Below are 25,097 nucleotides of genomic sequence, written 5' to 3' on the forward strand. Positions count from 1 at the left end.
TCGGATGCGTACGAGGAAGCGGCACAGCGCGGGCCATCGCTTTGTGCCATAGGCGATAGCCTTGGCCATGTCGGACTTTGGCAACAGCCGGCGCAGTGCCGCGTCCAGTGCCTCGCGCAGCGCATCGACCAGCGGCGTCGTCCGGTTCTGCCGCGCCGCCAGTTGCACGTCGGGCGGCCTGCCGCGGACCTCGGCTTCTATGCCGTACAAGGCACCGATGCGTTCAAGAATGTCGGTGGTCAGCGGCGTGGCAACCCGCTCGTGCAGGTCGAACACCTTGCGCCTGAAATGGGCCCAGCACGCGACTTCGGTGACGCCGCTTCGATAGAGCGCGTCGTAACCAGCATACGCGTCGGCCTGGAGGAAACCTCGAAATTCGGCGAGATGGGCTTGCGGATGTGCACCGGTGCGGTCGGTCGTGAAGTGATACCATGTCGCAGGCGAGGTCGTGTTGCCCGAGGCCCGGTCGTCGACCGCATACACCCACAGCCGCCCGGTCGCGGTGCGTCCGCGACCGGGGTCGAGCACGGGAACTGGCGTGTCGTCCGCGTCGATCTTGTCGCCTTGCAGCACTTCCTCACGGATGCGGCTGACGATGGGGTCGAGCAGCGCTGCTGCCTGACCGACCCAGCCCGCCCGCGTCGAGCGGTCGATGTCCAGGCCTTGGGCGGCCATCATCTCGGACTGCCGGTAAAGCGGCAGATGATGGTCGAACTTCGAGACGACGACATGCGCCAGCGTTGCAAATGTCGCCTTCCGGCGGGCGACCGCCTTCACCGGGGCAGCCGCCTGGACGATCTTCTCACAGGTCCGGCAGCTATATTTCGGTCGGACGTTCCGCACCAAGCGCCAGTGCACCGGCAGGACGTCGAGCATCTCATGGGCGTCTTGCCCGAGGCGGCGTAGAGCACCCCCGCAGTCCGGGCATGTGCAGGCGCCGGACGCGGGTTCGTGGACGACCTCCTGGCAAGGCAGGTGGTCGGGCAACACACGGACTGGTGCGAGCCGCACGGGCGTGTCTGACAAGGTCGCGCCGATCTCCGTCCGGGACTGCGCTCTCGGTTTCCAGTTCCTCAAGCGCGAGTTTGAGCTGGGCGATCTCGCGCGTCAGCTTCTCGGAGGATGCGCCGAACTGCATCCGCCGCAGCCGGGCGATCTGTCCACGCAGTGTCTCGATGAGCAGGTCGCGGGCGGCAAGTGCTGCATTGGCCCGGGCGAGCGACGCCTCCAGCACGGCAATCCGGGCCTCGGCATCAGATGGGGCAAGAGGGGCTTGCGACACCTCATTTTTATAGCAGTTCGCGCACTTTCACCCGAGCAAAAATGGCGGAAAAGCTACGTTTTTAGCCTGCCAATGTTGGTGTCTATGTCCGCTCTGGGCGGCGCCGGTCGACGCCCTCTAGAAGCATCGATACCTGCGCCGATGTAAGCGTCACTGTGCCGGTCGCGGTCACTGGCCAGACAAAACGCCCCCGGTCCATCCGCTTCGAAAACAGGCACAGGCCCTGACCGTCGAACCACAGCAACTTGATCAGGCCGCCGCGCTTGCTACGGAACGCGAACAGCGCACCGGAATGTGGTTTCTCCCGGAGCAACTGCTTCACCAATACCGCCAGGCCATCAAAGCCCTTGCGCATGTTGTTGACGCCGCACGCCAGGAATATCCGCGTCGATGTCGGCTGCGGGATCATCGCGCCAGCACGCCGATCACGCGCGATAGCGCCTCGGCGTCGACCGTGCCATCGACCGCCAGTCGCACACCCGACGGCAGCTCGATGCCGATATGCCCCGTGGTCCGGGCGTCCGCTGCCACCTCGACGGCGGCGCCGACAGCATCACGGGCGGATCGCTGACCCGGACTTCGGCAAATGCGGTCTGGGGCCGGGCCGGCACTCCACTCAGTGCACCCGACATCGCCTGGCGCCGCCAAGTGTAGATCGCGCCGTTGCCAATCTCGTGGCGCTCGACCGCTGCCCGGACCAATCCATCCGGCCCAAATGCATCGCGCAGGATCGCCAGCTTCTGCTCGACCGTCCAGCGGCGCCGGCCCGACACCCGCCCGACAATCTCGATACGACCACTCATACGACCGGTCACTACATCTGCGGGTGGTTCGGTGATCTCGTCTGACATTACGGCCCCGTTCAAAGAGCCGCCATCAACCCGTTGAACGCTCCCCTACAAGGCGACCTTCAGACCACGCTTACTTACGATTAGAATTTTGCAGAGATATTCAATCGGCGGCATTTAAGCACGCCACGCCATTTCATTTGCCATAATACTCTCGATACCACTCAACGAACTTCGTCACACCCTCGCGCACGCCTGTCTTGGGCGAGTATCCAGTGAGCGACTTTAGCAGGTTCGCGTCCGCCCACGTTGCCGGCACATCGCCGGCTTGCATCGGCATAAGGTTGCGCTCCGCCTTGCGTCCGGTGGCATCTTCGATCGTTTGGATGAAATCGGTGAGTTGCACCGCGTCGGAGTTGCCGATGTTGACCACGCGCCAGGGGGCGACGGGCGACAGGCTGTCGCCTTCGGGAACGGCCTCGCCATTGATGGGGCGGACGGGGGGGGTGTCGATCAGCAGGCGGATAGCTTCGACAAGATCCTCGACGTAAGTGAAGTCGCGCTTCATATCACCGTAGTTGTAAACGTCGATCAGGTCGCCTGCGAGGATCGCCTTGGTGAACTTGAACAGAGCCATGTCCGGGCGGCCCCACGGGCCGTACACAGTGAAAAATCGGAACATCGTCACCGGCAGGCCGAACAGGTGCGCATAGCTGTGCGACATGTTCTCGGTCGCCTTCTTGGTGGCCGCATAGAACGACATTTGGTGGTCGGCCTTATCGGTTTCCCGGTAAGGCATCTCGGTGTTGGCGCCAAAGGCAGAAGAGGTAGAGGCGAGCAGCAGGTGCTCAGGTGGATGAGCGCGCGCGGCTTCGAGCAACTCGAACGTGCCAACGATGTTGCTTTCCAGATAGGACCGCGGGTTCTCAATCGAGTAGCGCACGCCCGCCTGAGCGGCGAGGTGAATCACCACGTCGGGCTTTTCACGCGCAAAAATCTCCATCAGCAGATCGGGCGTCTCGACATAGTCCTCGATCGCCTGGAAGTGCTCAGACTGGAGTAACCGGGCCTGGCGCCGTTGCTTGAGCGACACCTCATAATAGTCGGTCATCGCGTCGAGGCCAATGACGCGGAACCCGTCGCGGAGCAATCGCTCGCAGACGAAGGACCCGATGAAGCCGGCCGAGCCGGTGACGAGGGCGGTACGCATGGGTTTAATCCGATCCGAACAAGTCGCGGGTGAAAATTTTCTCGGCGGCATCTTCAATCTCGGGCGCCATGCGGTTGGCAAGAATGATATCGCAGTCTTCCTTGAACGCGGCCAGATCGCGAACAACCTTTGAGCCGAAGAACTCGTTCTCCTGCATTGCCGGCTCGTAGATCACCACTTCGATGCCCTTGGCCTTTATCCGCTTTATGATACCCTGGATCGACGAGTCGCGGAAATTGTCCGATCCCGCCTTCATCACTAAGCGAAACACGCCGACCCTGCGGGGTGACTTGGCGATGATCTTTTCAGCGAGAAAGTCTTTGCGGGTGCGGTTGGCGTCGACGATCGCACGGATCAGGTTCTGGGGCACATCGGAGTAGTTGGCCAGCAGCTGCTTGGTATCTTTTGGCAGGCAATAGCCGCCGTAACCGAAACTGGGGTTGTTATAGTGCGCACCGATACGCGGATCGAGGCCGATGCCGGTAATGATCTGGCGGGTGTCCATGCCGAGGCCGATAGCGTAGCTGTCCAGTTCGTTAAAGAACGCCACGCGCATGGCAAGGTAGGTGTTGGCGAACAGCTTGACTGCCTCGGCCTCATTGGAATCGCAGAACAGGACCTGGACATCGCTTTTCTGCGCGCCCTGTAGCAGCAAGTCGGCGAAGATCCGCGCGCGTTCGGACCGCTCGCCTACGATGATGCGCGAGGGGTAGAGGTTGTCGTACAGTGCCCTGCCCTCCCGCAGGAACTCGGGACTGAAGATGACTTGCTCGGTCCCCAGCCGCTGACGCACGTCCTTGACGAAGCCGACGGGGATGGTCGACTTAATGACGATGGTGGCTTGCGGGTTGCCCGCCGTAGCAGTCCGGATCACTGCTTCGACCGACGACGTGTCGAATTGGTTGCTGTCGACGTCGTAATTCGTCGGGGTGGCGACGATTACGTAGTCTGCCCAGGCCAGCGCCGTTTGCGGATCGAGTGTGGCAGTCAGGTTCAACGGCTTGGTCGCGAGGAACTCTTCCAGTTCGGCATCAACAATGGGCGATTTCCGCGCGTTGACCATATCGACCCGGCCGGCAGTGATATCGACCGCGACGACCTCATTGTGCTGAGCCAGGAGGACTGCGTTGGACAGTCCGACATAGCCGAGCCCAAACACTGCGATCTTCATCCATCGTTCCCCGCATCACTCGAAATTTCTTGCCGCATTCACCGCCCCCCACGATCGCTCGTCTATTCTTGCTCGATTGCCACATGGTTCTCGATGCCAAATGCGACAGACACACTGCACTATGCTGCAACTGCATAATCGAGACATATACGAGTTTGCATTTGGTGAGAACAGAAACTTGTTAATCTCGAATGTAGATAATCGCCAATTTACAGGAAAGGCTGCGACGAACACCAGTATCGTAGGAAGGAAAAGGCATCATAATCCTTCCAACGCGTTCAGATTAGCCCATATTTTGTTTTGTAGAACCGTCTCTCGACCACACAATCTTGGCCGCAGGCCATCAAGCCCTAATTGTATGCAATTTATTACAGGGCGGCCACTTGGACACTTGGCAGTACTGAATCGTCAGGACGATATCGATATGTTGGAGCCTGACCGAAGACTGTGTTAGGCGATTTCAATAACTTGTGTTTCACCGGGGGCTGGCGGGGCCCACATGGGCTAGCCTAAAACCGCTCGGCGCGAGTATGACAAAAGCAAGCTGCGCTACGCAAGCGACTGAACCGCCGAGGAATGGGCTATTGTCCGGCCATTATTGAGGCGAACCTCCAAGATGGGACGCCCGCGCGCAGAACCTGTGGGAAGCGATCCGGTATATCGCATCGACAGGGTGCCAATGGGCGCAACTGTCTAAGGACTTACCGCCCATCACGACGGTGCAATATCATTTCCACCGGATGGGCGACAACGGCCAGCTCGATTTCATTAACGCGGTGCTGGAGGCATGCGGCTATCGGAAGGTCACTAGCCGGTGTCGAACTACGGCAAACACGGTGATGTTTATTGTGAGGCAGTCGAGAGCAGGCGTGAAGCACTCCGTAGCAGGCGGGCGCGTACGATACCGCGTCAAAACGGCGCTATGCCCGCCTCATCACGTTAACCGGCGGTCTTACCTCCAGCGTCGAGCATGCTTTGGGCGTTACATTTTTACTCAGGCAGCTTCCTGATTTCAATCGCCTTTTCTCGCTTCTAAAGCGTTGCAGTGACTTATTAAATTCTTTCAATACTGTTTAATGAAGTACACCGAGCGCATTATCGAATCAGTATTAAGTTCTTGATCGGTAATGTCGGAGACAGCGACAACGACACTCCGACCGGGGCGATCAACAGGCTTTTACATATCCGTGGCGACTCACCGGCGCAGGCCATAGCGCAGCTTCGTAGCTGCCGAATATGCCGTGCCCGAATGGATCGGCCACTTCCGCCATCGCCGACTGATCGCGCCCATCGGCAAAATCCCGTCCGCTGAAGCCGAAGATTAATATCATGCTGATGCAAACCAATGGTATCGCGGCTTAAATTGACAATACGACCCCTCCGACATACTCCGAACGCTTTATACATTCGGCATATGATGTGACCTCTGACTTAGTATTGCGAGAATTAGAGTGACCATTGCAGGAGGACGCTAATCGCGCTAGCCTTACCTATGGTCGTTTCCTAATTCTCTGTTCAGATACTTGTCCCTAAGCGCTTCGGCGACAGCCGCGGATGGTTCACCGAGGTTTATTCGGTGCCTGCCTTCGAAAAGCTCAGTATTCCGTGCACCTTCGTGCAAGACAATCACTCGCTGTCGGTGCCGGCATTCACGTTGCGCGGTCTGCATTTCCAGACACCGCCCCGTGGGCAAGACAAGCTGGTGCGGTGCGTGCGGGGCGCGATCTTCGATGTGGCTGTCGACATCCGCAAGGGCTCGCCGACCTACGGCCAGTGGGTCGGTGCCGAGCTGTCGGCGGAGAACGGTCACCAGCTGTTTATTCCAATCGGCTTCGCGCACGGTTTCGTGACGCTCGAGGACAATTGCGAAGTCAGCTACAAATGCTCGGACACCTACGCGCCCGAGAACGATGGCGGCATCCGCTGGGATGACCCCGCGATCGGCATCGACTGGCCGATGCCTGCCGGCACCGCGCCCGAGCTTTCGCCGAAGGATGCGGTGCAGCCGTTGCTCGCCGATTTCGACAGCCCCTTTCCCTATGACGGCCGCCCGCTGGCGCCGCTCGCCTGAAGGATAGTTTCATGCGCATCTTCGTCACCGGCGGGGCCGGCTTCATCGGTTCGGCCCTCGTCCGGCACCTGATCGAGAACACCGAGCACGAAGTCCTCAACTTCGACAAGCTGACCTATGCCGGCACGCTGTCGACGGTCGAGCGCGTGGCGAGTTCGAACCGTTACCGCTTCGTCCAGGGCGACATCTGCGACGCAGACGCCGTCAAGGCCGCGATCGCCGAGTTCAAGCCCGAGATTGTCACGCATCTCGCAGCCGAAAGCCATGTCGACCGTTCGATCGATGGACCCGGCGCGTTCGTCCAGACCAACGTAGTCGGCACCTTCACGATGCTGAGCGAGGCGCGCGCCTATTGGCTCGGCCTCGACGACGAAGCGAAGGCAGCGTTCCGCTTCCATCATATCTCGACCGACGAGGTCTACGGGTCGCTCGGCGATACCGGGTTGTTCACCGAAGAGACGCCGTACGATCCGCGTTCGCCTTACTCGGCGTCGAAGGCCGGCTCGGACCACCTCGTCAGCGCTTGGGGTCACACCTTCGGGCTGCCGGTGCTGATCACCAACTGCTCGAACAATTACGGGCCGTATCACTTCCCCGAAAAGCTGATCCCGCTGATGATCGTCAAGGCGCTCGCCGGTGCCGATCTTCCGGTATACGGCAAGGGCGATCAGGTCCGCGACTGGCTGTTCGTCGAGGATCACGTTCGTGCGCTGCATGCGGTATTCGAAAAGGGTGAGCCTGGCCGGACCTACAATGTCGGCGGAAACAACGAAAAGCAGAACCTCGAGGTCGTGAAGACCGTCTGCACGATCCTCGATCGGTTGCGCCCGCGTGCTGACGGTCAGTCGTATGCGACGCAGATCACGTACGTCGCTGACCGCCCTGGTCACGACAAGCGCTATGCAATTGACGCGAGCCGGATCAAGAACGAGCTCGGCTGGGAGCCTGCGGAGACGTTCGAGACGGGGATCGAGAAGACCGTCGCCTGGTATCTCGACAACCAGGGCTGGTGGGAAGCGATCGTTGCCGAGCACAAGGCTGATCAACGCCGCGGACTGTCTGTATGAAACAGATCCTCGTCACCGGCGGTAATGGCCAGCTTGGCACCGAGCTTAAGCGCTACGCTTGGCCCGAAGGCTGGGCAGTCACCGCGATCGACATCGACGAACTCGACCTGCGCAATACGGCAGCGATCACCGCGATGGTCGCGTCACAGCCATGGGCTGCAGTCATTTCGGCCGGCGCCTATACCGCGGTCGACAAGGCCGAGAGCGACATCGTCACCGCCTGGGCCGTCAACGCGATGGCGCCTGCGGCGTTTGCGGAAGCCTGCGCCAAGGCCAATATCCCGATCGTCCAGGTCTCGACCGACTATGTTTTCGACGGCGCGCGCGATGGTGCTTGGGAGGTGACCGATCCGGTCGCCCCGCTCGGTGTGTACGGTGGCTCAAAGCTTGGCGGCGAACTCGCGGTGCGCACTTCGGGCGCACGGTACGCGATTGTCCGCACCGCCTGGGTGGTCAGCGCCCACGGCAACAATTTCGTCAAGACGATGCTCCGCGTCGGTGCGACCAACCCTACGTTGCGCGTAGTCGACGACCAGCACGGCAGCCCGACATCGGCGACCGATCTTGCAGCCGCGCTTGCAAAGATCACGATGCGCCTCGTCGAGGATCCCGCGGCGCCGACCGGGACCTACCACTTCAGTAACGCGGGCGCGGTCACCTGGGCAGGCTTCGCCCGCGAGATCTTCGCGCAGAGCGCCGCACGTGGCGGGGCCAGCGCCGAGGTGCAGGGTATCACCACCGCGGAATACCCGACGCCGGCGACGCGGCCCGCCAATTCACTGCTCAGCCATGACGCGATCAGCCGCGACTACGGCATTCATCCGCCAGCGTGGCAGACCGCGCTCGGCAACATCCTCGACGAACTGCTCGGGGCACCCAACAAGGAGACACGCGCGTGAAGGGCATCATTCTCGCAGGCGGTTCGGGCACGCGCCTCCATCCGGCAACGCTGGCGGTCAACAAGCAGCTGCTGCCGGTCTACGACAAGTTGTAATAACCGTACCGCCACGATAGTTGTCAATTCTACACAGCTCTAATTATTCGTAAGGTAGTCAATTTACTTCAATTTTTGATTTACAACTTAAATAGAATAACAGGTGGCGGCGCGATATTGGCGAATTCCGCCCTGGTTCAATTAGGGTATGCCCTTTCAAGACCGGGGTAAGCGCGCCGTTCCAATTGCAACTACTTGGCTGATAGGTCGCAGCGCCGCTCTCTGGCGCAGCCCAATGGCACTCGCTACAAGCGCAACGTGTTGAGGCGGCGTCGGTGGGACAGTGTCGCCGGGGCGGTGGCTCGGGAACCAATCGGCAAATGTGACATCCCCGATCGCATTCAATTCAAGAATGTCGGCCGTCGTGACCGTCGCGGCGGTGTTGGTCGTCCCCATAGTCGTTTTACTCCCCGCCGATGATTCGTGCGGTAAAGGGTTCATAGGACAGGATGCTATTGTGTCGTCCAGTGGTGCAGTAAGTGCGTGTCGCACGACACAAAGCGCGCCAGTCAGTTCCCTTGTCGAAATGCCGACGAAGGGTCGCGCGCGCTTCATAGATTGCTCTTACCTCTTCGGCAGTGAGAATTGAGTGGGTGGTCGACCATTGGGCATGAGCATGCGTGGAAGCGTCATCCATCCACCGCGTCGTCTCTATCGCCAGACAATGTTCTTCACGGCAATGACGTTCCCATCCGTCAAAATCGGCGTGAGGAAGGGGCCACGCATAATTGCAATTCGAACTGCCAGTAGGATCGACAACCAAAGCGCGGAGTCTGGACCGAGGTCTTTATCGTTTAATGCGCGGATCATACAGACTTGCTACAGCAAATACCACGTCAGTTGCCACAGCGGCAGACGTTAAGATGCTGAAAAATAATCACTTTCATAATATGGTCGGGGAGACAGGATTCGAACCTGCGACCCCCTGGTCCCAAACCAGGTGCGCTACCAGCCTGCGCCACTCCCCGACAGCGATGCGGTTAGGGAAACATGGCCAAATACGCAAGCGTCCTGTCATTGCAATGCCAGAATGCTGCGATGACGTTCCGCGGGTCGCGTCAAAGATGCCGTACACTCCCTCGCTTCTGCCGCTACCCCTTCGCCTTCTGCGCGAAGGCGGTAAGGATACGGGTCAGACGATAGCGACGCCCTGGACCAGCCAGGACGCGTCTGTCGCCGCTTAGGTCCGCCCCACTTTCACGAATTTGACAGCCGCCGACGGTTCGATCCTTAGAAGCTCGGTAACCAGCCACGCTTTCGCCTCCGCGATGGCCCGCAGCCTCGGCATGCGAGGGGCCCTATTGCCCTCGCTGAAGATCCATACCTCGAGGGGCAGGTCGGCATTTCGAGGGGCCACCTCTTCCGCTTAGTCGTTCAGGTTTCGACGCCGATTTCGTCCCCCAGATCCTTCGCACAGGCGAATCCCAGAGTTTTCGCATAGTCGTCGGTCAAGAAGTCGGACCATCCTTGTCGAGGACGGCAAACGCCCCGTTCGATCCGCGAGAGTGATGCCTCGGTGAGATTCCCGAGCATGCAGGCCAGATGGGACAGAGGTAGCGGCTCGCGGGCATGACCCAGATAGGTCAGAGGAAGCGATCCGCGGGCACGACGCAGATCGCGCAGTCGTCGGCCGATTGCGACGTCGCTCATGTCGCGATCTGCGTCGCCACCGACTTCGCCGGTCGGCGGCAGAAGCCCCAGCGCATGCTCCAGTGCCAGCTTGCTTTCCGACGACACGGGAGCACCCGCCTCGATTCTCGTCACGGTACGGGGCGCCAAGCCCGCCTTCGACGCTAGCTCGCGCTTCGTCAGACCGAGGCGCGATCTTGCTTTGGCTACGCGGTCGGCAAAGGTGGTGCCTGAATCAACTACTGCCGTGCCGCTGGATACCGCGGAAAATACGCGCTTCTCCGCTTTCAACATCATAGCACCCTGCCGAAAATGGTTCGGGCAGATGGCTCAAGCCCAAAAAAATGACATATCAGACCGGACTTTCTTACACAAGGCCCGAAGAAGCCAACCCTTGTTGCTAGAAGGATGCACCCGCCGAGGCGTGGTCTGGAAGGGTCGGGCATGGAAACAGGATCGATGAAAGAGTGGAGAAGGAAGGAGGTCAGCGCGCTGCAAGCGTCAGCCGGTCCGGCATCCGGCCAAGCAACCGCTTCGACGATAGCGCACAAGTATCGGCACGCACTGAAGAACGGAACCGGAGCTCACCTGACGCTCGCCGAACTACAGTTGCTCGCACACCTGGGCGCTCTGAATCTCGTGACCCGCGCAGAAAATGAGGAACTCACGAATTGGCAAGAGATACTAGCCCGTATTCCGCCGGGGAACACTGGCTCGACCAACGCCGCGATGGGAATGCAGCCGGCATCTGGCAGATCGCGACAAAGTCCGCCGACGGACGATCGGTCGTATATAAAAGCACTCGGACTCGCGACCTAGCGGCCGCTAAGGCGGCGATCCATGCGTTCGTCGAGACCAAACGCGCCATGGGGCTTCAGAGCAGCGAAGACGCTGAGGTTCTCCCCCATCTGTTCCTTCACTGGAAGGAACACGGTCGACACACACGAAATCCGGACACGATTGCCTGAAGCCTCCGGGCGTTTATCGGTTTCCTTCTACAGAACCCGGTCCGCGTTCGAGTGCGGTTTTCCGAACTCACGCGCACTGTCTTCAGGCGCTTCATCAATTGGCGGATGGAGCCCCACTCCTTCACCGTCGATTGGCTAGGGCAAGAAAGGCGCCTCGTTTCGAAGGGCGTTAAGGGCGAGAGCGCTCAGCGAAACATCGACGACGTTCGAGCCGCCCTGAACCACGCCGTGGAGATGGAGCGGGTACCGTCCGCGCCAAAAGTGCCCAGCGTAGCGAAGGAACATCGCTCGCCTCCGAGAGACGTAAGGATGTCGCTCGATGAGTTGGGCGCCGTTGCCGGGTACGCTTCGCAGGTGTCGTCGGACTCCGACGAAGGGCTTCGGCCGTTGGCTATGGCTCATGATCGGAACCGCTTGCCGTCCGGAAGCCGCACTAGCTTTCGATCCGCTCGTGCAGTGGAAAGATGGACTTATATATACTCATCCAGAGGGTGCACCTCGAACGAAGAAGCACAATCCCGTTGTCGCCGCCGCGCCCGCACTTGCAAAGATGCTTGACGACTGGCGCCAACAGACTCTGGCCGAAGGTGAGAATAGTCCGCCGCCGAAATCGAGAGGCAGGGCTTGGCGGACCATGCGCCGGGCGTTGGAGCTGCCAGTCCAGTACATTCCGAAAACGATCCGGCACACCGTGGCCACAGAACTGCGGCGCAGAGGTGTGCCGGCGGAACAGATTTCGGTTCTGCTTGGTCATCGACCGGCCGATTTGGAACGTATGACTGCCGTCTACGCCAAATACGATCCGCGCTATCTCGCTGAAGCGGTCACCACGCTTCAGGCGCTACTGATGGAGGTGAACCAGAATGCCCAAAACTGGTCCGCGCGACACCGTCGTGAAGATCGGGAACGCGCCGGTAGCGGTCATCGCGGTGGACGTCGTCGACCAGCAACCATCGTGATCATTCTCGGAGGCGGTCCGACGGCGATCCAAATATAGAGACAGGGTTAGCGATCTCGCAACGTCGCGGCGCAAAATCCAAGTCGCACTCTACGCGACGCATTCCAATCGTCGGTCCGTTTGCTGTCCATTTGCTGTCCATCGGCAGATTTTTTAAATCAGAGCCGACCTGCTACAGTAACCAAGCCATTGATTTTACTTAGGAATTTGGTGGGCGATGACGGGCTCGAACCGCCGACATTCTCGGTGTAAACGAGACGCTCTACCAACTGAGCTAATCGCCCCTCTCGGGTGGACGTCGGATGCCAAAGCCGGGCGGCCGGGGCAAGCTAAAAGGGCGCGGGTCGTCACGGAATTCGCAGGTCGGCTCGCTTGGTGGCCACAATATAGCCGCGCATCGCCTCGCTCGCGCGGTCGGAGAGCACCATAAATGCGCGGCGTCGGTCGTGCATGTCGGGGCGGCGTTCGAACAATCCGGTGTCGGTCATTCGTGCGATCCAGCGCAGTGCGGTGGTGGGCGCAACCGCGGCGGCGATGCACAGGCTCGACACCGAAACACGCCCCCGCTCCAGTTCGGCAGCGTAGAGATCGAGCAGCATGTCCCAGCCGGGATCCTCAAACAGCGTCGCGCCGAAGAACTGGTCGCGCAATCGCCGTGCGCGGATCGCTCGACGGACATCCGCCGCGCTCGGCTCGGCCAAAGCGGGCGGCGCGCCGTAACGATTGGTACGGTCGCCGACAATCGGCGCAGCGGGTGCGTCCCCCTCGATCTCCGCTCGCGTCAGTCGAGCGAGCGCCTCGGCGATCCGCGCGACTTCGGTATTCAGTCTTTCGAGCCGCCTACCGTCTGTCTCGCGGTGAACATCGAACACGCCTGCCGGGATACGCGCCGCCTCGGCAGCGACCACGATTGCCGCCACGCAATCGCCGACCGTCGGATCGACCAGCAGCCGCGTGCTGCCGCCCAGCGTAGCCGCAGCGACAACGTCGATTTCGTCGACGCCAAGGGCGACCACCAGACCGGCTTGCAACGCGGCCGCCCGATCAACGATTCCGGGCAGGCGTTCGGCGAGCAACGTGGGATCGACCCCGGCGGCCTCGACGACGATCACTTGCGGCGCCGCGTGATCGCCGAACGTTCCCCGCCAATCGAGACAGGCAACGATCCGACCGTTTAGCGCGGTGAGGGTGACGGTCAGTCGGTCCGGTGCGCCGGGAGCAGCGATGAGGACCACGTCGATCCCCGTATCGTAATTCGCCGCGTCAAGCGGGCCGTCTGGTCGGGTCATCAAGGTCTCCGCTGTGATGCGGAGACTAACCTGCGTCAGGCGAGGAGTTACACCCGAACTGGATCGGCTTTCGTTGCAGTTGGGAACCTTGTCCGCAAATCTAGTCAAGCGCCTTGACGATATTCTCGACCATCTTCTTCGCGTCGGCCAGCAACATCATCGTATTGTCGCGGTAGAACAGGTCGTTATCGACGCCGGCATAGCCGACGCCGCCCATCGAGCGCTTGATGAACAGCACGGTCTTGGCCTTCTCGACGTCGAGCACCGGCATGCCGTAGATCGGCGAGGACTTGTCGGTCTTGGCGGCGGGGTTGGTGACGTCGTTGGCGCCGATCACGAACGCGACGTCGGTCTGCGCGAACTCGCTGTTGATGTCCTCCAGCTCGAACACGTCGTCATAGGGCACGTTCGCCTCGGCCAGCAGCACGTTCATGTGCCCCGGCATGCGGCCCGCGACCGGGTGGATCGCGTATTTCACGCGCACGCCCTCGGCCTTCAGCTTGTCGCCCATCTCGCGCAGGACGTGCTGCGCCTGCGCGACCGCCATGCCGTAGCCGGGGACGATGATGACCTGTTCGGCCTGGCTCATCAGGAACGCGGCGTCTTCCGCGGAGCCGCGCTTCCACGGGCGATCGCTGGCTGCCGCGGGTCCGCCGGCGTCAGAGGACTGGCCGAAGCCGCCTGCGATCACGCTGATGAAGCTCCGGTTCATCGCCCGGCACATGATGTAACTGAGGATTGCGCCCGAGCTCCCGACCAGCGCCCCAGTGATGGTCATCGCGCTGTTGTGCAGCGTGAAGCCCATCGCTGCCGCCGCCCAACCCGAATAGGAGTTCAGCATGCTGACCACCACCGGCATGTCCGCGCCGCCGATCGGGACGATCAGGAGGAATCCGATGACGAAGCTCAATATGGCGATCGTCCAGAAGATCCACGCCGACTGATCGGTGACGAAATACGCGATCAGGCCGAGGATGCCGGCGAGCAGCGCAATGTTGATGACGTGGCGACCGGGCAGCATGATCGGCTTGCCGCCCATGTTGCCGTTCAATTTCAGGAACGCGATGACCGAGCCCGAGAAAGTGATCGCACCGATCGCGACGCCGAGCCCGAGCTCGATCCGGCTGACCGGGTGGATGACCGCAAACGGTTGGCCGATCATCGGCACGACGAGGTCGGAAATCCCGAACGCCTGCGGGTTGAGATACGCGGCTACGCCGACCAGTACCGCGGCGAGGCCGACGAGGCTGTGGAAGGCGGCGACGAGTTGCGGCATCGCGGTCATCGCGATCCGGCGTGCGGTCACGAGGCCGATCGCGGCGCCTACGCCGATCGCCGCGAGGATTTCGACGACGGTGACCCAATCGATGGTGCGCACGGCTATCGTAGGCCCGGCGTCCGAAACGAGAAGATGCTGAACGACGGGCACATGCGTCACCAGCGTCGTCACGACTGCGATCGTCATGCCGATGATGCCGAAGCGGTTGCCGCGCTGGCTCGACGCCGGGCTCGACAGGCCGCGCAACGCGAGGATGAAACACACCCCCGCGACCAGATAGGCGAGCGATGCCCAGGGGCTGACCGTCAGTTCATGCATAGTCCATTCCCCCTAATCCTCCCTTGCAAGGGGAGGTGTCGCGCAGCGACGGAGGGGTGACGCGCTCTCGATAGCGCGATACCCCTCCGTCAGGCTGGCGCCTGCCACCTCCCCTTGCAGGGGAGGATCGTATGTCGACCGCCGACTCAGCCCTTCGCAACGGGCCGTTCCTTCTTCTTGTACATCGCCAGCATCCGCGCGGTGACTGCAAAGCCGCCGAAGATGTTGATGCTCGCCAGCACCACCGCGAGTAGCCCGAGTGCCTTGGCCACGCCCGATCCGGCACCGATCGCCCCCAGGACCGTCGGCGCCGCGGCGGCGATCAGCGCGCCGACGATGATCACCGACGAGATCGCATTGGTCACCGCCATCAGCGGCGTGTGCAGCGCCGGCGTGACCGCCCACACCACGAAATACCCGACGAAACAGGCCAGCACGAAGATCGACAGGATCGCGATGAAGTCCATTTCATTCCTCCACGGCACGGGGAGGGGGACCGGCCGCAGGCTGGTGGAGGGGGCTGGCCGCGGACGATACGATCATCGTCACAACGGCCTCGATATCCCTCAGCACGTCGCCTGCTGCCACTCGCAGCACCCGGTAGCCATTCTGCTCGAAAAATTGGTCGCGCTCGGCGTCACGCTGGGGGCGGTCGCCGCGGCCATGGAATTCACCATCTACCTCGACCGCGGGCTTGGCGGCGGCGCAGTAGAAGTCACAGACGTACGGCCCGATGGGATGCTGGTGGCGGAACTTTAAGCCGGTCTTCTGTCCTCGGAGATGCTCCCATAGCAGCACTTCCGGGAGGCTCATGTCCCGGCGTAATTTGCGCGCCAGCGATACTTCGGGGCGTAGCATGTGCGGAACGCCCCCTCCACCGGCTGCGCCGGTCCCCCTCCCCGTGCCGGGGAGGATTATCAAGACAGCAGCCTTGGGTTCACGATCTTGCCGCCCTGCGTCAGGCGGATCGCGTCGCCGATTTCCGCGTCGAGCACGGGCTTGCCCGCCTCCTTGTCCCAGAAGGCGTTGAGGAAGTTGAACAGGTTGCGCGAGAACAGCGCGCTGGCGTCTGCCGCGAGGCGCGAGGGCACGTTGCGGTGGCCGACGATCTTGACGCCGTTCACCACGACCACTTCGCCCGCGACCGAACCCTCGACATTGCCGCCCTGCTCGACCGCGAGATCGACGATCACCGAGCCCGGCTTCATGCTCGCCACCTGCGCCGCCGAGATCAACCGCGGCGCTGGTCGGCCCGGAATCAGCGCTGTAGTGATGACGATGTCCTGCTTGGCGATGTGTCCGGACACGAGCTCAGCCTGCGCGGCCTGGTATTCGGGCGACATCTCGCCGGCGTACCCGCCCGTCCCCTCGCCCTCGATCCCGGCGACGTTCTCGACGAAGATCGGCTTCGCGCCGAGCGACTGGATCTGCTCGCGGGTCGCGGCGCGCACGTCGGTCGCCGACACCTGCGCCCCCAGGCGGCGCGCGGTCGCGATCGCCTGGAGCCCGGCCACGCCGACGCCCATCACGAACGCCTTCGCCGCGGAAATCGTGCCCGCCGCGGTCATCATCATCGGAAACGCGCGGCCATATTCGGCCGCCGCGTCGAGCACCGCCTTGTAGCCCGACAGGTTCGACTGCGACGACAGGATGTCCATCGACTGCGCGCGGGTGATGCGCGGCATGAACTCCATCGCCAGCGCTTCGTAGCCGGCCGCGGCATAGGCCTCGATCCGCGCACGTTCTGCAAAAGGATTGAGGCTCGCGACGATCCACGCGCCCGGCGCGACACCGGCGAGCGATGCGGGGTCAGGCCCCTGCACGCCGAGCAGGATATCCGCCCCTGCCGACGTCGCCACGCGGTCGCCAACGGTCGCGCCCGCATCGGAATAGGCGGCATCGGCGATCGAAGCAGCCTCGCCCGCCGCCGCCTCCACCGCCAGCGTCGCACCCAGCGCGATGAACTTCTTCACCGTTTCCGGCGTCGCGGCTACCCGCCGCTCGCCGTCCGCTTGCTCTCTCAGGACGGCGATCTTCATGATGCTACGAGATCAGCCAGATGACGAGCGCGACGACCAGCGCGCACCCGACGGAGCCCCATTTCATCATCCCCGTCACGCTCGAATAGGTCGCGACGTGCGCCTTCATGTCTCCGTTGCCGGCCATGGTTCGTGCCCCAATCCTGTCAGTGCAATCCTCTATAACCGAGACCTTATCGCGCACATCCTGGATCGCCAAGCAGGACGTTTAAGTCTCCCTTTACTTGCGCTACCTATTGCACGTGCCGGAACGGGACAGGATTTGTCATGACGCGCAATGGCCAGCGCCTATTATTGCTGATCGATGACGAGCCCGCGCAGCGGCGGCTGGTGGCTGCACTCGCCGCGCGAGGCGGCTGGCGCGCGATCTTCGCGGCGGACGACGAGACCGCGATCGCCACGCTCGGCACGCCGGACGGCATGCTGCTCGACGCGATCGTAATCGATCACTGGGCACCCGACGAGGATGCGACCACCCTGATCGCTACCTTGCGCGAACGGCGCCCGGCGCTGCCCATCCTGGTCATCACGGCGAACGGATCGGTCGCGCATGCGGTCAGTGCGATGCGCGCCGGCGCCACCGATTTCCTGGTAAAGCCGCTCGCGCCTGATCGCCTGCTAGCAGCGCTGGACGCGGCGGTGGTCGGCAAGTCGTCCGGCGAACTCCGCCCGCTGACCGAGAAGATCCCCGCGCTTCTCGCCTTCGACGAGATCGTCGGCTCTTCCCCCGACTTCCGCGCCGCACTGGCGATCGCTGCAAAGGCCGCGCGCGCGCGCGTCGCGATCCTGCTCGAAGGCGAGATCGGCGTCGGCAAGGACGTCATCGCCGAGGCGATCCATGCCGCCTCCCCGCGCGCGAAAAAACCGATGATCAGCGTCAATTGCGGCGCGATTCCCGCGAACCTGATCGAGTCGGAAGTCTTCGGCCATGAGAAGGGCGCGTTCACCGGCGCGTTCGAACGCAAGATCGGACGGTTTCACGATGCCGATGGCGGCACGCTGTTCCTCGACGAGATCGGAGAGATGCCGCTCGAGGCGCAGGCGAAGCTGCTGCAGGTCCTACAAACCGGCGAAGTCCTCGCGATCGGTGCTCGCCATCCGCGCGAAGTCGACGTCCGCGTGATCGCCGCCACCAATTCGCGGCTGCTGGACGAGGTCGAGGCGGGGCGGTTCCGCGAGGATTTATACTACCGCCTTAACGCGGTTCAGGTGACGATCCCGCCGTTGCGCGAACGCACCGGCGACATCCCTGCGCTCGCCCGCCACCTGCTCTCGCGGATCGCCGAGCAACCGGGACTGCGACCGTTAGGTATCACCGATTCCGCGCTCGCCCTGCTGGTCCGGTACGACTGGCCCGGCAACGTCCGCCAGTTGCAGAACGCGCTCTTTCGCGCCGCTGTGCTGTGCGAGGACACCGCGCTGACCGAAGAGGATTTCCCGGAGATCGCCGCGCTCGGCACACGCGAGCGCGGACCTGCGACGTCTGCAATTGGCGGCGGTGGCGTCACGCTGTTCCATCCCGACGGCAACCTTCGCGCGCTCGACGAAATCGAAGCCGATGTCATCCGCCTTGCGATCGGCCATTACCGTGGTCGCATGACCGAAGTCGCCCGCCGTCTCGGCATCGGCCGCTCGACGCTGTACCGCAAGCTCGGCGAACTCGGGATCGACAACGCGGCATGATTTAATGGCTGGTTTGGGGTCAAATCCGTTCGGTTCCGGTCCGATCGGTGGCGTTTCGGTCGAGAAGCCTATCGATCGACCAGCGCCCGCTTCCAACAACGAGTAGATACAGGCATCCGAGCAGCATGGTGAGGTCGGCTCGGCTCTCGTGCTGTGCGCTCCAAAACCCGTAACGCTTGAAGTCGGGGAGACTGAATGGCCCGAACCCGTGCCCCAGCAGGATAGGAAGCTTGGTCGCGATCAGCGCCACGATCATGGTCACGATCAACGGAATTGACGCAAGCCGCGTGAACAAGCCGACGATGATGAGTACACCGCAGACGAGTTCCACTCCGCCGATAAACGGTCCCATCAACTCGGGGTATGGAATGCCAATCTTTGCGAAACGGCCGGCTCCCAGAATGTCGGGAAAGACCAGCTTCTGGATACCCTCCGGGAAAAATACGACCAGCCCAACCGCCAACCGGATAAGGATGGTCCATGGACTGGCGGTGCTATCGATGATGCGCTGGAACATGGCGCGGCTATACAGCATCCGATGATGAGCGAGCAAAGGATCCTTGCCGGCGGTCGTGGTAACGTGGGCGAAGTGTTCGTCGCGTTCCTCAAGCTCGGCCTCACCTCATTCGGAGGGCCAATCGCGCATCTCGGCTATTTCCGTGAATCGTTCGTGGTGCGGCGTCGCTGGATCGACGAAGCGGGCTACGCGGATCTGGTAGCGCTCTGCCAGTTTCTACCGGGCCCGGCCTCAAGCCAGGTCGGGTTCGCACTCGGACTGATGCGGGCGGGGCCACTTGGCGCGCTTGCAGCCTGGGCGGCATTCACGCTGCCCTCGGCGTTCCTGATGCTCCTGTTCGCCTATGGAGCGTCAAGCTTTGAAGGGCCGATTGGCTCAGCCGCTATTCACGGGTTCAAACTCGTAGCGGTTGCGATCGTCGCGCAAGCTGTCTGGGGCATGGGGCGCACGCTCACGCCCGATCGATCCCGTGCAGGGCTGGCGCTTGCCGCGCTCGCCGTGGTGACGTTGCTCAATGGAGCGTGGGGACAGGTTGCGGCGATTGGAGTCGGCGCGATGGGCGGTCTCTTGCTCTGCCGTGCCGTCGCACTCGCCCCGGGTGGGCGGGTGCGGTTTGCGGTGCCTCGTAAAGTCGGCGTAACATGTCTCGCCGTCTTCATGCTTCTACTCGTCGGGTTGCCGCTGCTCGCCGAGGCTCTGGGGTCGCAGGAATTAACGCTGTTCGACGCCTTCTATCGATCAGGCGCGCTGGTGTTCGGGGGCGGCCATGTCGTGTTGCCGCTGCTACAAGCCGCCGTAGTCGAACCCGGCTGGACCGACGATACAACGTTCCTCGCGGGCTATGGCGTAGCGCAGGCCTTGCCGGGGCCGTTGTTCACCTTCGCCGCCTATCTGGGCGCATTGGTCGCTCCCATTCCACGCGGGATGATCGGTGCCGGTGTGGCTCTCGTCGGGATTTTCCTTCCCGGCCTCCTGATCCTGGTGGGGGCGCTACCGTTTTGGGAAACGCTCCGTGCTCGCCCTGCGGCACAAGCCGCGCTACACGGCGTCAACGCCGCCGTCGTCGGTATCCTCGGCGCCGCACTCTACAACCCGGTGTGGGTCAGCGCAGTGGTCAGCCCTTATGACTTTGCCATCGTCGCTGCCAGCTTCATTTTACTAACGGTCTGGAGAGCGCCGCCAATCGTCGTGATTATACTCGTCGTGCTGCTCGCAATTCCCCAGTCGCTGCAATTGACTCTTGCCGTGTGAAAAACGGTGCCAAACTTGGCTTCGAACCGCACTCACCAAAATCGACGAAGCTTGGTTTGGCGGAGCTATGGGACGGCCGTTTGCGATAGCCGCGTTCGCAGAATCTTTCCCCGATTATCCGTTCCCGAATTATCGTTGGGCGATGGAGAAATGAGAATGATCGCGCTCAACGAATGACTGTTCTCGGAAGCCTGGATCGCTCGACTAAGCGTTTGGGTGTAAGCGTTCTTGCCTCCAGCATTCAACTCTCGCAGACTGTTTATTTCAGGTCGCTGTCGATTGGAGTCGGTGATGCTCGTGTTGTTGATGCTTCTTCAACTGCCCTCGCCAGATATCATCGTGTCGGGAAAGCGCCTGGCGGAAGAGTATGCCACCTGCCACCGTGGTTCGTGCACACCGTTACGTGATGCGCAGGTGTCGATCGCGTTTGCCGAGCTTCAATTTCGTGAAGGTCGTTACCTCGATGCAAAGCATACTCTGTCGGCAGCCGTGGCACGGAACCGCACCTATGCGAAGACCGCACCCAAACCGGTCGCTGCCCTGTACGAAGCTTATGCCACGGTGGCGCTTTACGAGGGTGATTAAGATTCGTACGGGAGGCAGGTTCGGACGTTGCGTGATAACCTGCCCGCGAGTGACCCGGCTGTGGTGACCGCGTCGCCGCACTGGGCGACATGTGGATCAAGCTCGGCAACTATCGGCAGGCTGACGGCGCCTATCGGGCAACCGAGCGTAGCGCACTGGCGGCGGGAGAAGGCAAGGCCGCGATGCTTGCGACGTGGACGAGGTCGAAATTCTTCGCGGCTCGAAAAGCCATCTCTGGGCGCATCAGATCCTGGCGCAGATCAAAAGCCGTCGATATGCACGTTTCGCCGGGGCGGCAGATGGTCCCACGCCATTGGTGAGCGGTCTTTACCGGGTCGAGCGCGTCACTCGTCGGTCGAAGTACGTCACGCCTAAAGGGAGCCTGATCAACCGTCGGGTAGCCGACCAAGGGTTCGAGACCCTCGACTTCACTGATACAAAGACCGTCCCGCGGCGACACACGCTGCCTATAAAGTCCTGACGTTTGTGACAACGTACTTGGCGTAACCCAACTTAAACCCCTTTGCGCCGCTCGACGAAACTATCGAGGTACGATCGCCGACGTCCGACGACGCCACTGCGTCAGCTGCCAACTCTACCACAGCACGCCGTGCACCGGTTGCAACGGCTCGGGAGCAGGATCGCCGATTGCTTGCAGCAAGTCGATCTCGACGGTCCGGCACATCGCGTTCAGCGGCACGTCGTGGATCGTGTCCGCGAACGGATCGACCAGATCGTCGCCGATCTGCAATACCGCCAGGAACATCAGGCCGGCGATCGTCGAACCGATCGGCGTCGCGAACCCCAGCGTTTCGACTAGGCCGATCGGCAACAGAATGCAGAACAGGCGCGTGAACAAGCTCGGGAAAAACCGGTACTGATTGGGCAACGGCGTGTTCTTGATTCGCTCCATGCCACCCTGTGCGTTGGCGATATCGACCAGAATCGCCTCGAACTGGGTCTGCTGGATGGTGTCGATCCAGCCGTTGCGCCGTGCGATATCGATCCGACGGCCGGTGCCGTCGAGCAGGCCGTTGGCGATGTTGGTACGATCGAGCGCGAACGAAGCCTCTTCCTTCGACAAGAAGCGCAGCACCTCGGGTGCCGCCGGTTGCTTGCGCAACTGGCACCGCAGCGCGTTCACATAGGCGATCTGGCGGAGAACGATGGTCCGCTTCATGTCGTGGCCCTCGGGCTCGGGCAGCATGTTGCGGGCCATACGCGCCAAGCTGCGCGATGCGTTGATCATCAGCCCCCAGAGGCCACGGCTTTCCCACCAGCGTTGATACGCCGAATTGTCGCGGAAGCCGAGGAACAGCGCGAGGGCCGTGCCGAACAACGTGAGGGGCAGCGCCGGCGCATGGAACGGCAGGACATAATAGGTGATCGTGACGACCACGTCCCAGACGAACAGGCCCAGCAGCGGGCGCCAGACCTCGCTCAAAATTTGGCTGAGGCGCGGTGTTGCGGTGACGATCAAACCAAAGCTCCCTTGTTATCAAAGCTTTTAATGCGCGAAGAGGCGTTGCGCTGCAATGCAGCGATGATCAGCCGGCTACAAGCGACTGATCGCGCAGGCCGCGCCAGATCTTCAAGGCCTGCACCGTCTCGCCGACATCGTGGACGCGCAGGATCTGGACGCCAGCCTCTGCGCCCTTGAGCGCCAGCGCAAGCGAACCGGCGAGACGCTGGTCGACCGGGGCCTCGTTCGAAAGCGCGCCTATCAGGCGTTTGCGGCTGGCCCCGAGCATGATCGGGCAGCCGAGCCCGTGGAAGATTGCGAGGCCGTTGAGCAGCGCGAGGTTCTCGGCCAGCGCCTTGCCGAAGCCGATGCCGGGATCAACCATGATTCGCGACCGGTCGACGCCGCTGGCGACAACCGCGGCGATACGGGTTTCGAGCCAGTCGAACACGTCGGTAAGCACATTCGTATAGCCGCCGTCGCCGTGGCCGCCTTTCTTGGGGTCGGGCGAATGCATGAGGACGACGGGACAGCCGTTTTCCGCCACGACGTCGAGCGCGCGGTCGTCCCACAGGAGCGCGGCGACGTCGTTGACGATGTGCGCGCCGGCGGCGAGCGTCGCCTCCATAACGGCGGCCTTGCGCGTGTCGACCGAGATAATTGCGCCAGCTTGGGCAAGGCGTTCGACGACGGGGACGAGACGGGCGATCTCGTCGCCTTCCCATACCGCGGCAGCGCCGGGGCGGGTGGATTCGCCGCCGACGTCGATCATCGTCGCGCCGGCGGCGGCCATCTCGATGCCGGCTGCGGCCGCTGCGGCGGGATCGTCGACATGCTCGCCGCCGTCCGAGAAGCTGTCGGGGGTGACGTTGAGGATGCCGGCGACGATCGGCTGGTCGAAGCGGAGCGTGCGTTCGCCGAGTTGAAGTGCGGCACGGGGCGCGGTGATGGCGGCGTGGAGGTGCTGGGCACGGTCACCTAGCGTGGCGACTTGGGCGACGGGAATGGTGCGGCGGGCGCGGCCTTCGATTATCTCGTATGCGGCGAACCATTGCAGGCCGCCAGCGAGACGCGCGACGCTGCCGTCTGGGTGGCCGATCGGGGTGTCGACGAACTGGACGGGGCGGAGGTGGATGATCGTTCTCCTGCTCCCCTCCCTGAAAGGGAGGGGGTGGGGTGGGTCGGCCGGTTGGTTTACGTATTGCCTGATACGCAGCCAACCCACCCCCAGCCCCTCCCTTCCAGGGAGGGGAGCAAGACGTCAGACCGTCGTTGCCAGCAGGTACGTCTGGCGGAGGTCGTCGATCGGTTTCAGGCCCTTGTCGCTCTCGTAATGCCAGAAGCTCCAGCCATTGCAGGCCGGGGCGTTCTGGAGAGTCGAGCCGAGCTTATGAATCGAGCCGATCGTGCCGCAGTCGCTGAGCAGCGAGCCGTCCGCGCGGATCGTCGCGCGCCACCGCCGCTTCGAGTCGGTCAGCACCGCGCCGGGGGCGAGATACGCGTTCTCGACGAGCACGCCGAACGCGACCTTGGGTTGGGTACGGGGGCTCATCATCGTTGCCAGCGCGGACTCGTCCAGGGGGAGCGCCGCCTCGATCCGCTCCTGCGCGGCTTCGATGTAATCGCCTTCGCGGTCGATGCCGATCCAGCTGCGGCCGAGGCGCTTGGCCACCGCGCCGGTGGTGCCGGTGCCGAAGAACGGGTCGAGCACCACGTCGCCGGGCTTCGTGCACGCCAGCAGGATGCGGTAGAGCAGCGCCTCGGGCTTCTGCGTAGGATGCACCTTGGTGCCGTTCTTCTTCAACCGCTCGGCGCCGCCGCAGGTCGGGAATTCCCAGTCGCTGCGCATCTGGAGCTCGTCGTTGAGCGTCTTCATCGCGCGGTAGTTGAAGTGGTACTTTGCCTTCTCCCCCTTCGACGCCCAGATCAGCGTCTCGTGCGCGTTGGTGAAGCGGGTGCCGCGGAAGTTGGGCATCGGGTTGGTTTTGCGCCAGACGATGTCGTTGAGGATCCAGTAACCGAGATCCTGCACCGCCGCGCCGACGCGGAAGATGTTGTGGTAGCTGCCGATGACCCAGAGCGCGCCGTCGTCCTTGAGGATGCGGCGCGCTTCCTTGAGCCAGGCGCGGGTAAAGCGGTCGTACGCGGCGAATGTGTCGAACTTGTCCCAGTCGTCGGTGACTGCGTCGACATGGCTGCCGTCGGGGCGATAGAGTTCGCCGCCGAGCTGGAGGTTATACGGCGGGTCGGCGAAGATCATGTCGATGGAGTTCGACGGGAGCGCCTTCATATGCTCGATGCAGTCGCCGCGAAGGATCTGGTCGAGTGGAAGGACGGCCTGAACCGCCGGCTCCACTGTCTTCTTCGCACGCGGCCGTGCGATCGTGTCGATCAAACCCATGTTTTCCGCCCCTTGTCGCGCCCATAGCTGCGGAATTGTCCGACTCCGTCAAGCAAACTTTCGTTAACGGCGTTTCGGCCGGATTCTTACGTTGCGGCCAATCGAGTCGCCGTCGTCCAGATGTTGAGTCGTAGG

General features: G+C 62.3%; 23 protein-coding genes, 2 tRNA genes and 3 pseudogenes. 10 read left to right on the plus strand and 18 right to left on the minus strand.

The features are described from left to right. Window positions 1-12: 12 nt before the first annotated feature. From tnpC to QFZ54_RS13230, 5 genes and pseudogenes are all read right to left on the minus strand, one after another. Window positions 13-1,282: pseudogene (gene tnpC / locus QFZ54_RS13205) on the minus strand (IS66 family transposase); the annotation flags it as partial. A gap of 82 nt (window positions 1,283-1,364) precedes the next feature. Next, window positions 1,365-1,691: an IS66 family insertion sequence element accessory protein TnpB gene (gene tnpB / locus QFZ54_RS13215; protein ID WP_307087770.1), complete on the minus strand. Its 327-nt coding sequence runs from the start codon at window positions 1,689-1,691 to the stop codon at window positions 1,365-1,367. A gap of 16 nt (window positions 1,692-1,707) precedes the next feature. Then, entirely contained in the window at window positions 1,708-2,133 is a 426-nt protein-coding gene (locus tag QFZ54_RS13220) for a transposase (RefSeq protein ID WP_307087772.1), read from the minus strand. A gap of 133 nt (window positions 2,134-2,266) precedes the next feature. Further along, entirely contained in the window at window positions 2,267-3,280 is a 1,014-nt protein-coding gene (locus QFZ54_RS13225) for a GDP-mannose 4,6-dehydratase (protein WP_307087774.1), read from the minus strand. A gap of 4 nt (window positions 3,281-3,284) precedes the next feature. Then, a complete protein-coding gene (locus tag QFZ54_RS13230) occupies window positions 3,285-4,451 on the minus strand; it encodes a nucleotide sugar dehydrogenase (RefSeq protein ID WP_307087776.1) in 1,167 nt (388 codons plus the stop codon). Window positions 4,452-5,065: 614 nt separating this feature from the next. Between QFZ54_RS13230 and QFZ54_RS20415 the strand changes: the two are divergent. The 5 genes and pseudogenes from QFZ54_RS20415 to QFZ54_RS13250 form a co-directional block, all read left to right on the plus strand. Beyond that, window positions 5,066-5,461, plus strand: a pseudogene (locus tag QFZ54_RS20415) (transposase); the annotation flags it as partial. 509 nt (window positions 5,462-5,970) lie between these two features. Then, entirely contained in the window at window positions 5,971-6,522 is a 552-nt protein-coding gene (gene rfbC / locus QFZ54_RS13235) for a dTDP-4-dehydrorhamnose 3,5-epimerase (protein ID WP_307089450.1), read from the plus strand. Between the two features lie 11 nt (window positions 6,523-6,533). After that, window positions 6,534-7,589, plus strand: a complete 1,056-nt coding sequence (rfbB, locus tag QFZ54_RS13240; protein WP_307087778.1) for a dTDP-glucose 4,6-dehydratase — start codon at window positions 6,534-6,536, stop codon at window positions 7,587-7,589. Continuing rightward, window positions 7,586-8,488: a dTDP-4-dehydrorhamnose reductase gene (rfbD, locus tag QFZ54_RS13245; protein ID WP_307087779.1), complete on the plus strand. Its 903-nt coding sequence runs from the start codon at window positions 7,586-7,588 to the stop codon at window positions 8,486-8,488. Before rfbB ends, rfbD begins: the two co-directional genes overlap by 4 nt. Continuing rightward, a pseudogene (locus QFZ54_RS13250) lies at window positions 8,485-8,577 on the plus strand (sugar phosphate nucleotidyltransferase); the annotation flags it as partial. The gene rfbD and the pseudogene QFZ54_RS13250, both read left to right, overlap by 4 nt. Window positions 8,578-9,474: 897 nt before the next feature. On the opposite strand, the gene QFZ54_RS13255 reads toward QFZ54_RS13250, so the two are convergent. Together QFZ54_RS13255 and QFZ54_RS13260 are read right to left on the minus strand one after the other, a co-directional pair. After that, window positions 9,475-9,551: transfer RNA gene (locus QFZ54_RS13255), tRNA-Pro, on the minus strand. A gap of 406 nt (window positions 9,552-9,957) precedes the next feature. Then, entirely contained in the window at window positions 9,958-10,509 is a 552-nt protein-coding gene (locus QFZ54_RS13260) for a helix-turn-helix domain-containing protein (RefSeq protein ID WP_307087781.1), read from the minus strand. A 1,071-nt stretch (window positions 10,510-11,580) separates the two neighbouring features. Here QFZ54_RS13260 and QFZ54_RS13265 point away from each other — a divergent pair. Then, window positions 11,581-12,177 carry a hypothetical protein gene (locus QFZ54_RS13265; protein WP_307087783.1) on the plus strand — a complete coding sequence of 199 codons (597 nt, stop codon included), beginning with the start codon at window positions 11,581-11,583 and terminating at the stop codon, window positions 12,175-12,177. A gap of 169 nt (window positions 12,178-12,346) precedes the next feature. On the opposite strand, the gene QFZ54_RS13270 is transcribed toward QFZ54_RS13265, so the two are convergent. The 7 genes from QFZ54_RS13270 to QFZ54_RS13300 all read right to left on the minus strand — a co-directional run bounded on the left by QFZ54_RS13270 (window position 12,347) and on the right by QFZ54_RS13300 (window position 17,190). Beyond that, window positions 12,347-12,422 (minus strand) — tRNA-Val (locus QFZ54_RS13270). Between the two features lie 63 nt (window positions 12,423-12,485). Continuing rightward, complete coding sequence (locus tag QFZ54_RS13275) at window positions 12,486-13,427, minus strand: MarR family winged helix-turn-helix transcriptional regulator (RefSeq protein ID WP_307087785.1); 942 nt, start codon at window positions 13,425-13,427, stop codon at window positions 12,486-12,488. 100 nt (window positions 13,428-13,527) lie between these two features. After that, window positions 13,528-15,024 (minus strand): NAD(P)(+) transhydrogenase (Re/Si-specific) subunit beta, encoded by a 1,497-nt coding sequence (locus QFZ54_RS13280; protein ID WP_307087787.1) that lies wholly within the window; start codon window positions 15,022-15,024, stop codon window positions 13,528-13,530. Between the two features lie 146 nt (window positions 15,025-15,170). Next, on the minus strand, window positions 15,171-15,491 hold the full coding sequence (locus QFZ54_RS13285; protein WP_187503849.1) for a proton-translocating transhydrogenase family protein: 321 nt from the start codon (window positions 15,489-15,491) through the stop codon (window positions 15,171-15,173). 1 nt (window position 15,492) lies between these two features. Continuing rightward, complete coding sequence (locus tag QFZ54_RS13290; protein ID WP_307087790.1) at window positions 15,493-15,882, minus strand: endonuclease domain-containing protein; 390 nt, start codon at window positions 15,880-15,882, stop codon at window positions 15,493-15,495. Between the two features lie 59 nt (window positions 15,883-15,941). Beyond that, on the minus strand, window positions 15,942-17,063 hold the full coding sequence (locus QFZ54_RS13295) for an NAD(P) transhydrogenase subunit alpha (RefSeq protein WP_307087793.1): 1,122 nt from the start codon (window positions 17,061-17,063) through the stop codon (window positions 15,942-15,944). A gap of 4 nt (window positions 17,064-17,067) precedes the next feature. Further along, on the minus strand, window positions 17,068-17,190 hold the full coding sequence (locus QFZ54_RS13300; RefSeq protein WP_132742388.1) for an aa3-type cytochrome c oxidase subunit IV: 123 nt from the start codon (window positions 17,188-17,190) through the stop codon (window positions 17,068-17,070). Between the two features lie 140 nt (window positions 17,191-17,330). On the opposite strand from QFZ54_RS13300, the gene QFZ54_RS13305 reads away from it, so the two are divergent. Next, the gene (locus tag QFZ54_RS13305) at window positions 17,331-18,746 is read left to right on the plus strand and encodes a sigma-54-dependent transcriptional regulator (RefSeq protein WP_307087796.1); all 1,416 of its coding nucleotides are present in this window, start codon (window positions 17,331-17,333) and stop codon (window positions 18,744-18,746) included. Window positions 18,747-18,765: 19 nt separating this feature from the next. Here the strand turns inward: QFZ54_RS13305 and QFZ54_RS13310 are convergent, their stop codons facing one another. Next, entirely contained in the window at window positions 18,766-19,263 is a 498-nt protein-coding gene (locus QFZ54_RS13310; protein WP_307087799.1) for a DoxX family protein, read from the minus strand. Between the two features lie 24 nt (window positions 19,264-19,287). Between QFZ54_RS13310 and chrA the strand changes: the two genes are divergently transcribed. The 3 genes from chrA (at window position 19,288) to QFZ54_RS13325 (ending at window position 21,580) form a co-directional block, all read left to right on the plus strand. Continuing rightward, the gene (gene chrA, locus QFZ54_RS13315) at window positions 19,288-20,514 is read left to right on the plus strand and encodes a chromate efflux transporter (protein WP_307087802.1); all 1,227 of its coding nucleotides are present in this window, start codon (window positions 19,288-19,290) and stop codon (window positions 20,512-20,514) included. Window positions 20,515-20,805: 291 nt separating this feature from the next. Next, window positions 20,806-21,099 (plus strand): hypothetical protein, encoded by a 294-nt coding sequence (locus QFZ54_RS13320; protein ID WP_307087804.1) that lies wholly within the window; start codon window positions 20,806-20,808, stop codon window positions 21,097-21,099. 193 nt (window positions 21,100-21,292) lie between these two features. Then, window positions 21,293-21,580, plus strand: a complete 288-nt coding sequence (locus tag QFZ54_RS13325) for a hypothetical protein (RefSeq protein ID WP_307087806.1) — start codon at window positions 21,293-21,295, stop codon at window positions 21,578-21,580. Between the two features lie 114 nt (window positions 21,581-21,694). Here the strand turns inward: QFZ54_RS13325 and QFZ54_RS13330 are convergent, their stop codons facing one another. The 3 genes from QFZ54_RS13330 to QFZ54_RS13340 form a co-directional block, all read right to left on the minus strand. Then, window positions 21,695-22,579 carry a bestrophin family protein gene (locus QFZ54_RS13330; protein WP_307087809.1) on the minus strand — a complete coding sequence of 295 codons (885 nt, stop codon included), beginning with the start codon at window positions 22,577-22,579 and terminating at the stop codon, window positions 21,695-21,697. Window positions 22,580-22,646: 67 nt separating this feature from the next. Further along, the gene (gene folP / locus QFZ54_RS13335; RefSeq protein WP_307089452.1) at window positions 22,647-23,696 is read right to left on the minus strand and encodes a dihydropteroate synthase; all 1,050 of its coding nucleotides are present in this window, start codon (window positions 23,694-23,696) and stop codon (window positions 22,647-22,649) included. A 126-nt stretch (window positions 23,697-23,822) separates the two neighbouring features. Then, window positions 23,823-24,962, minus strand: a complete 1,140-nt coding sequence (locus tag QFZ54_RS13340) for a site-specific DNA-methyltransferase (RefSeq protein WP_307087811.1) — start codon at window positions 24,960-24,962, stop codon at window positions 23,823-23,825. Between the last annotated feature and the right edge of the window lie 135 nt (window positions 24,963-25,097).

The sequence above is a fragment of the Sphingomonas faeni genome (assembly GCF_030817315.1).
In the GTDB taxonomy this organism is placed as follows: Bacteria; Pseudomonadota; Alphaproteobacteria; order Sphingomonadales; family Sphingomonadaceae; genus Sphingomonas; species Sphingomonas faeni_C.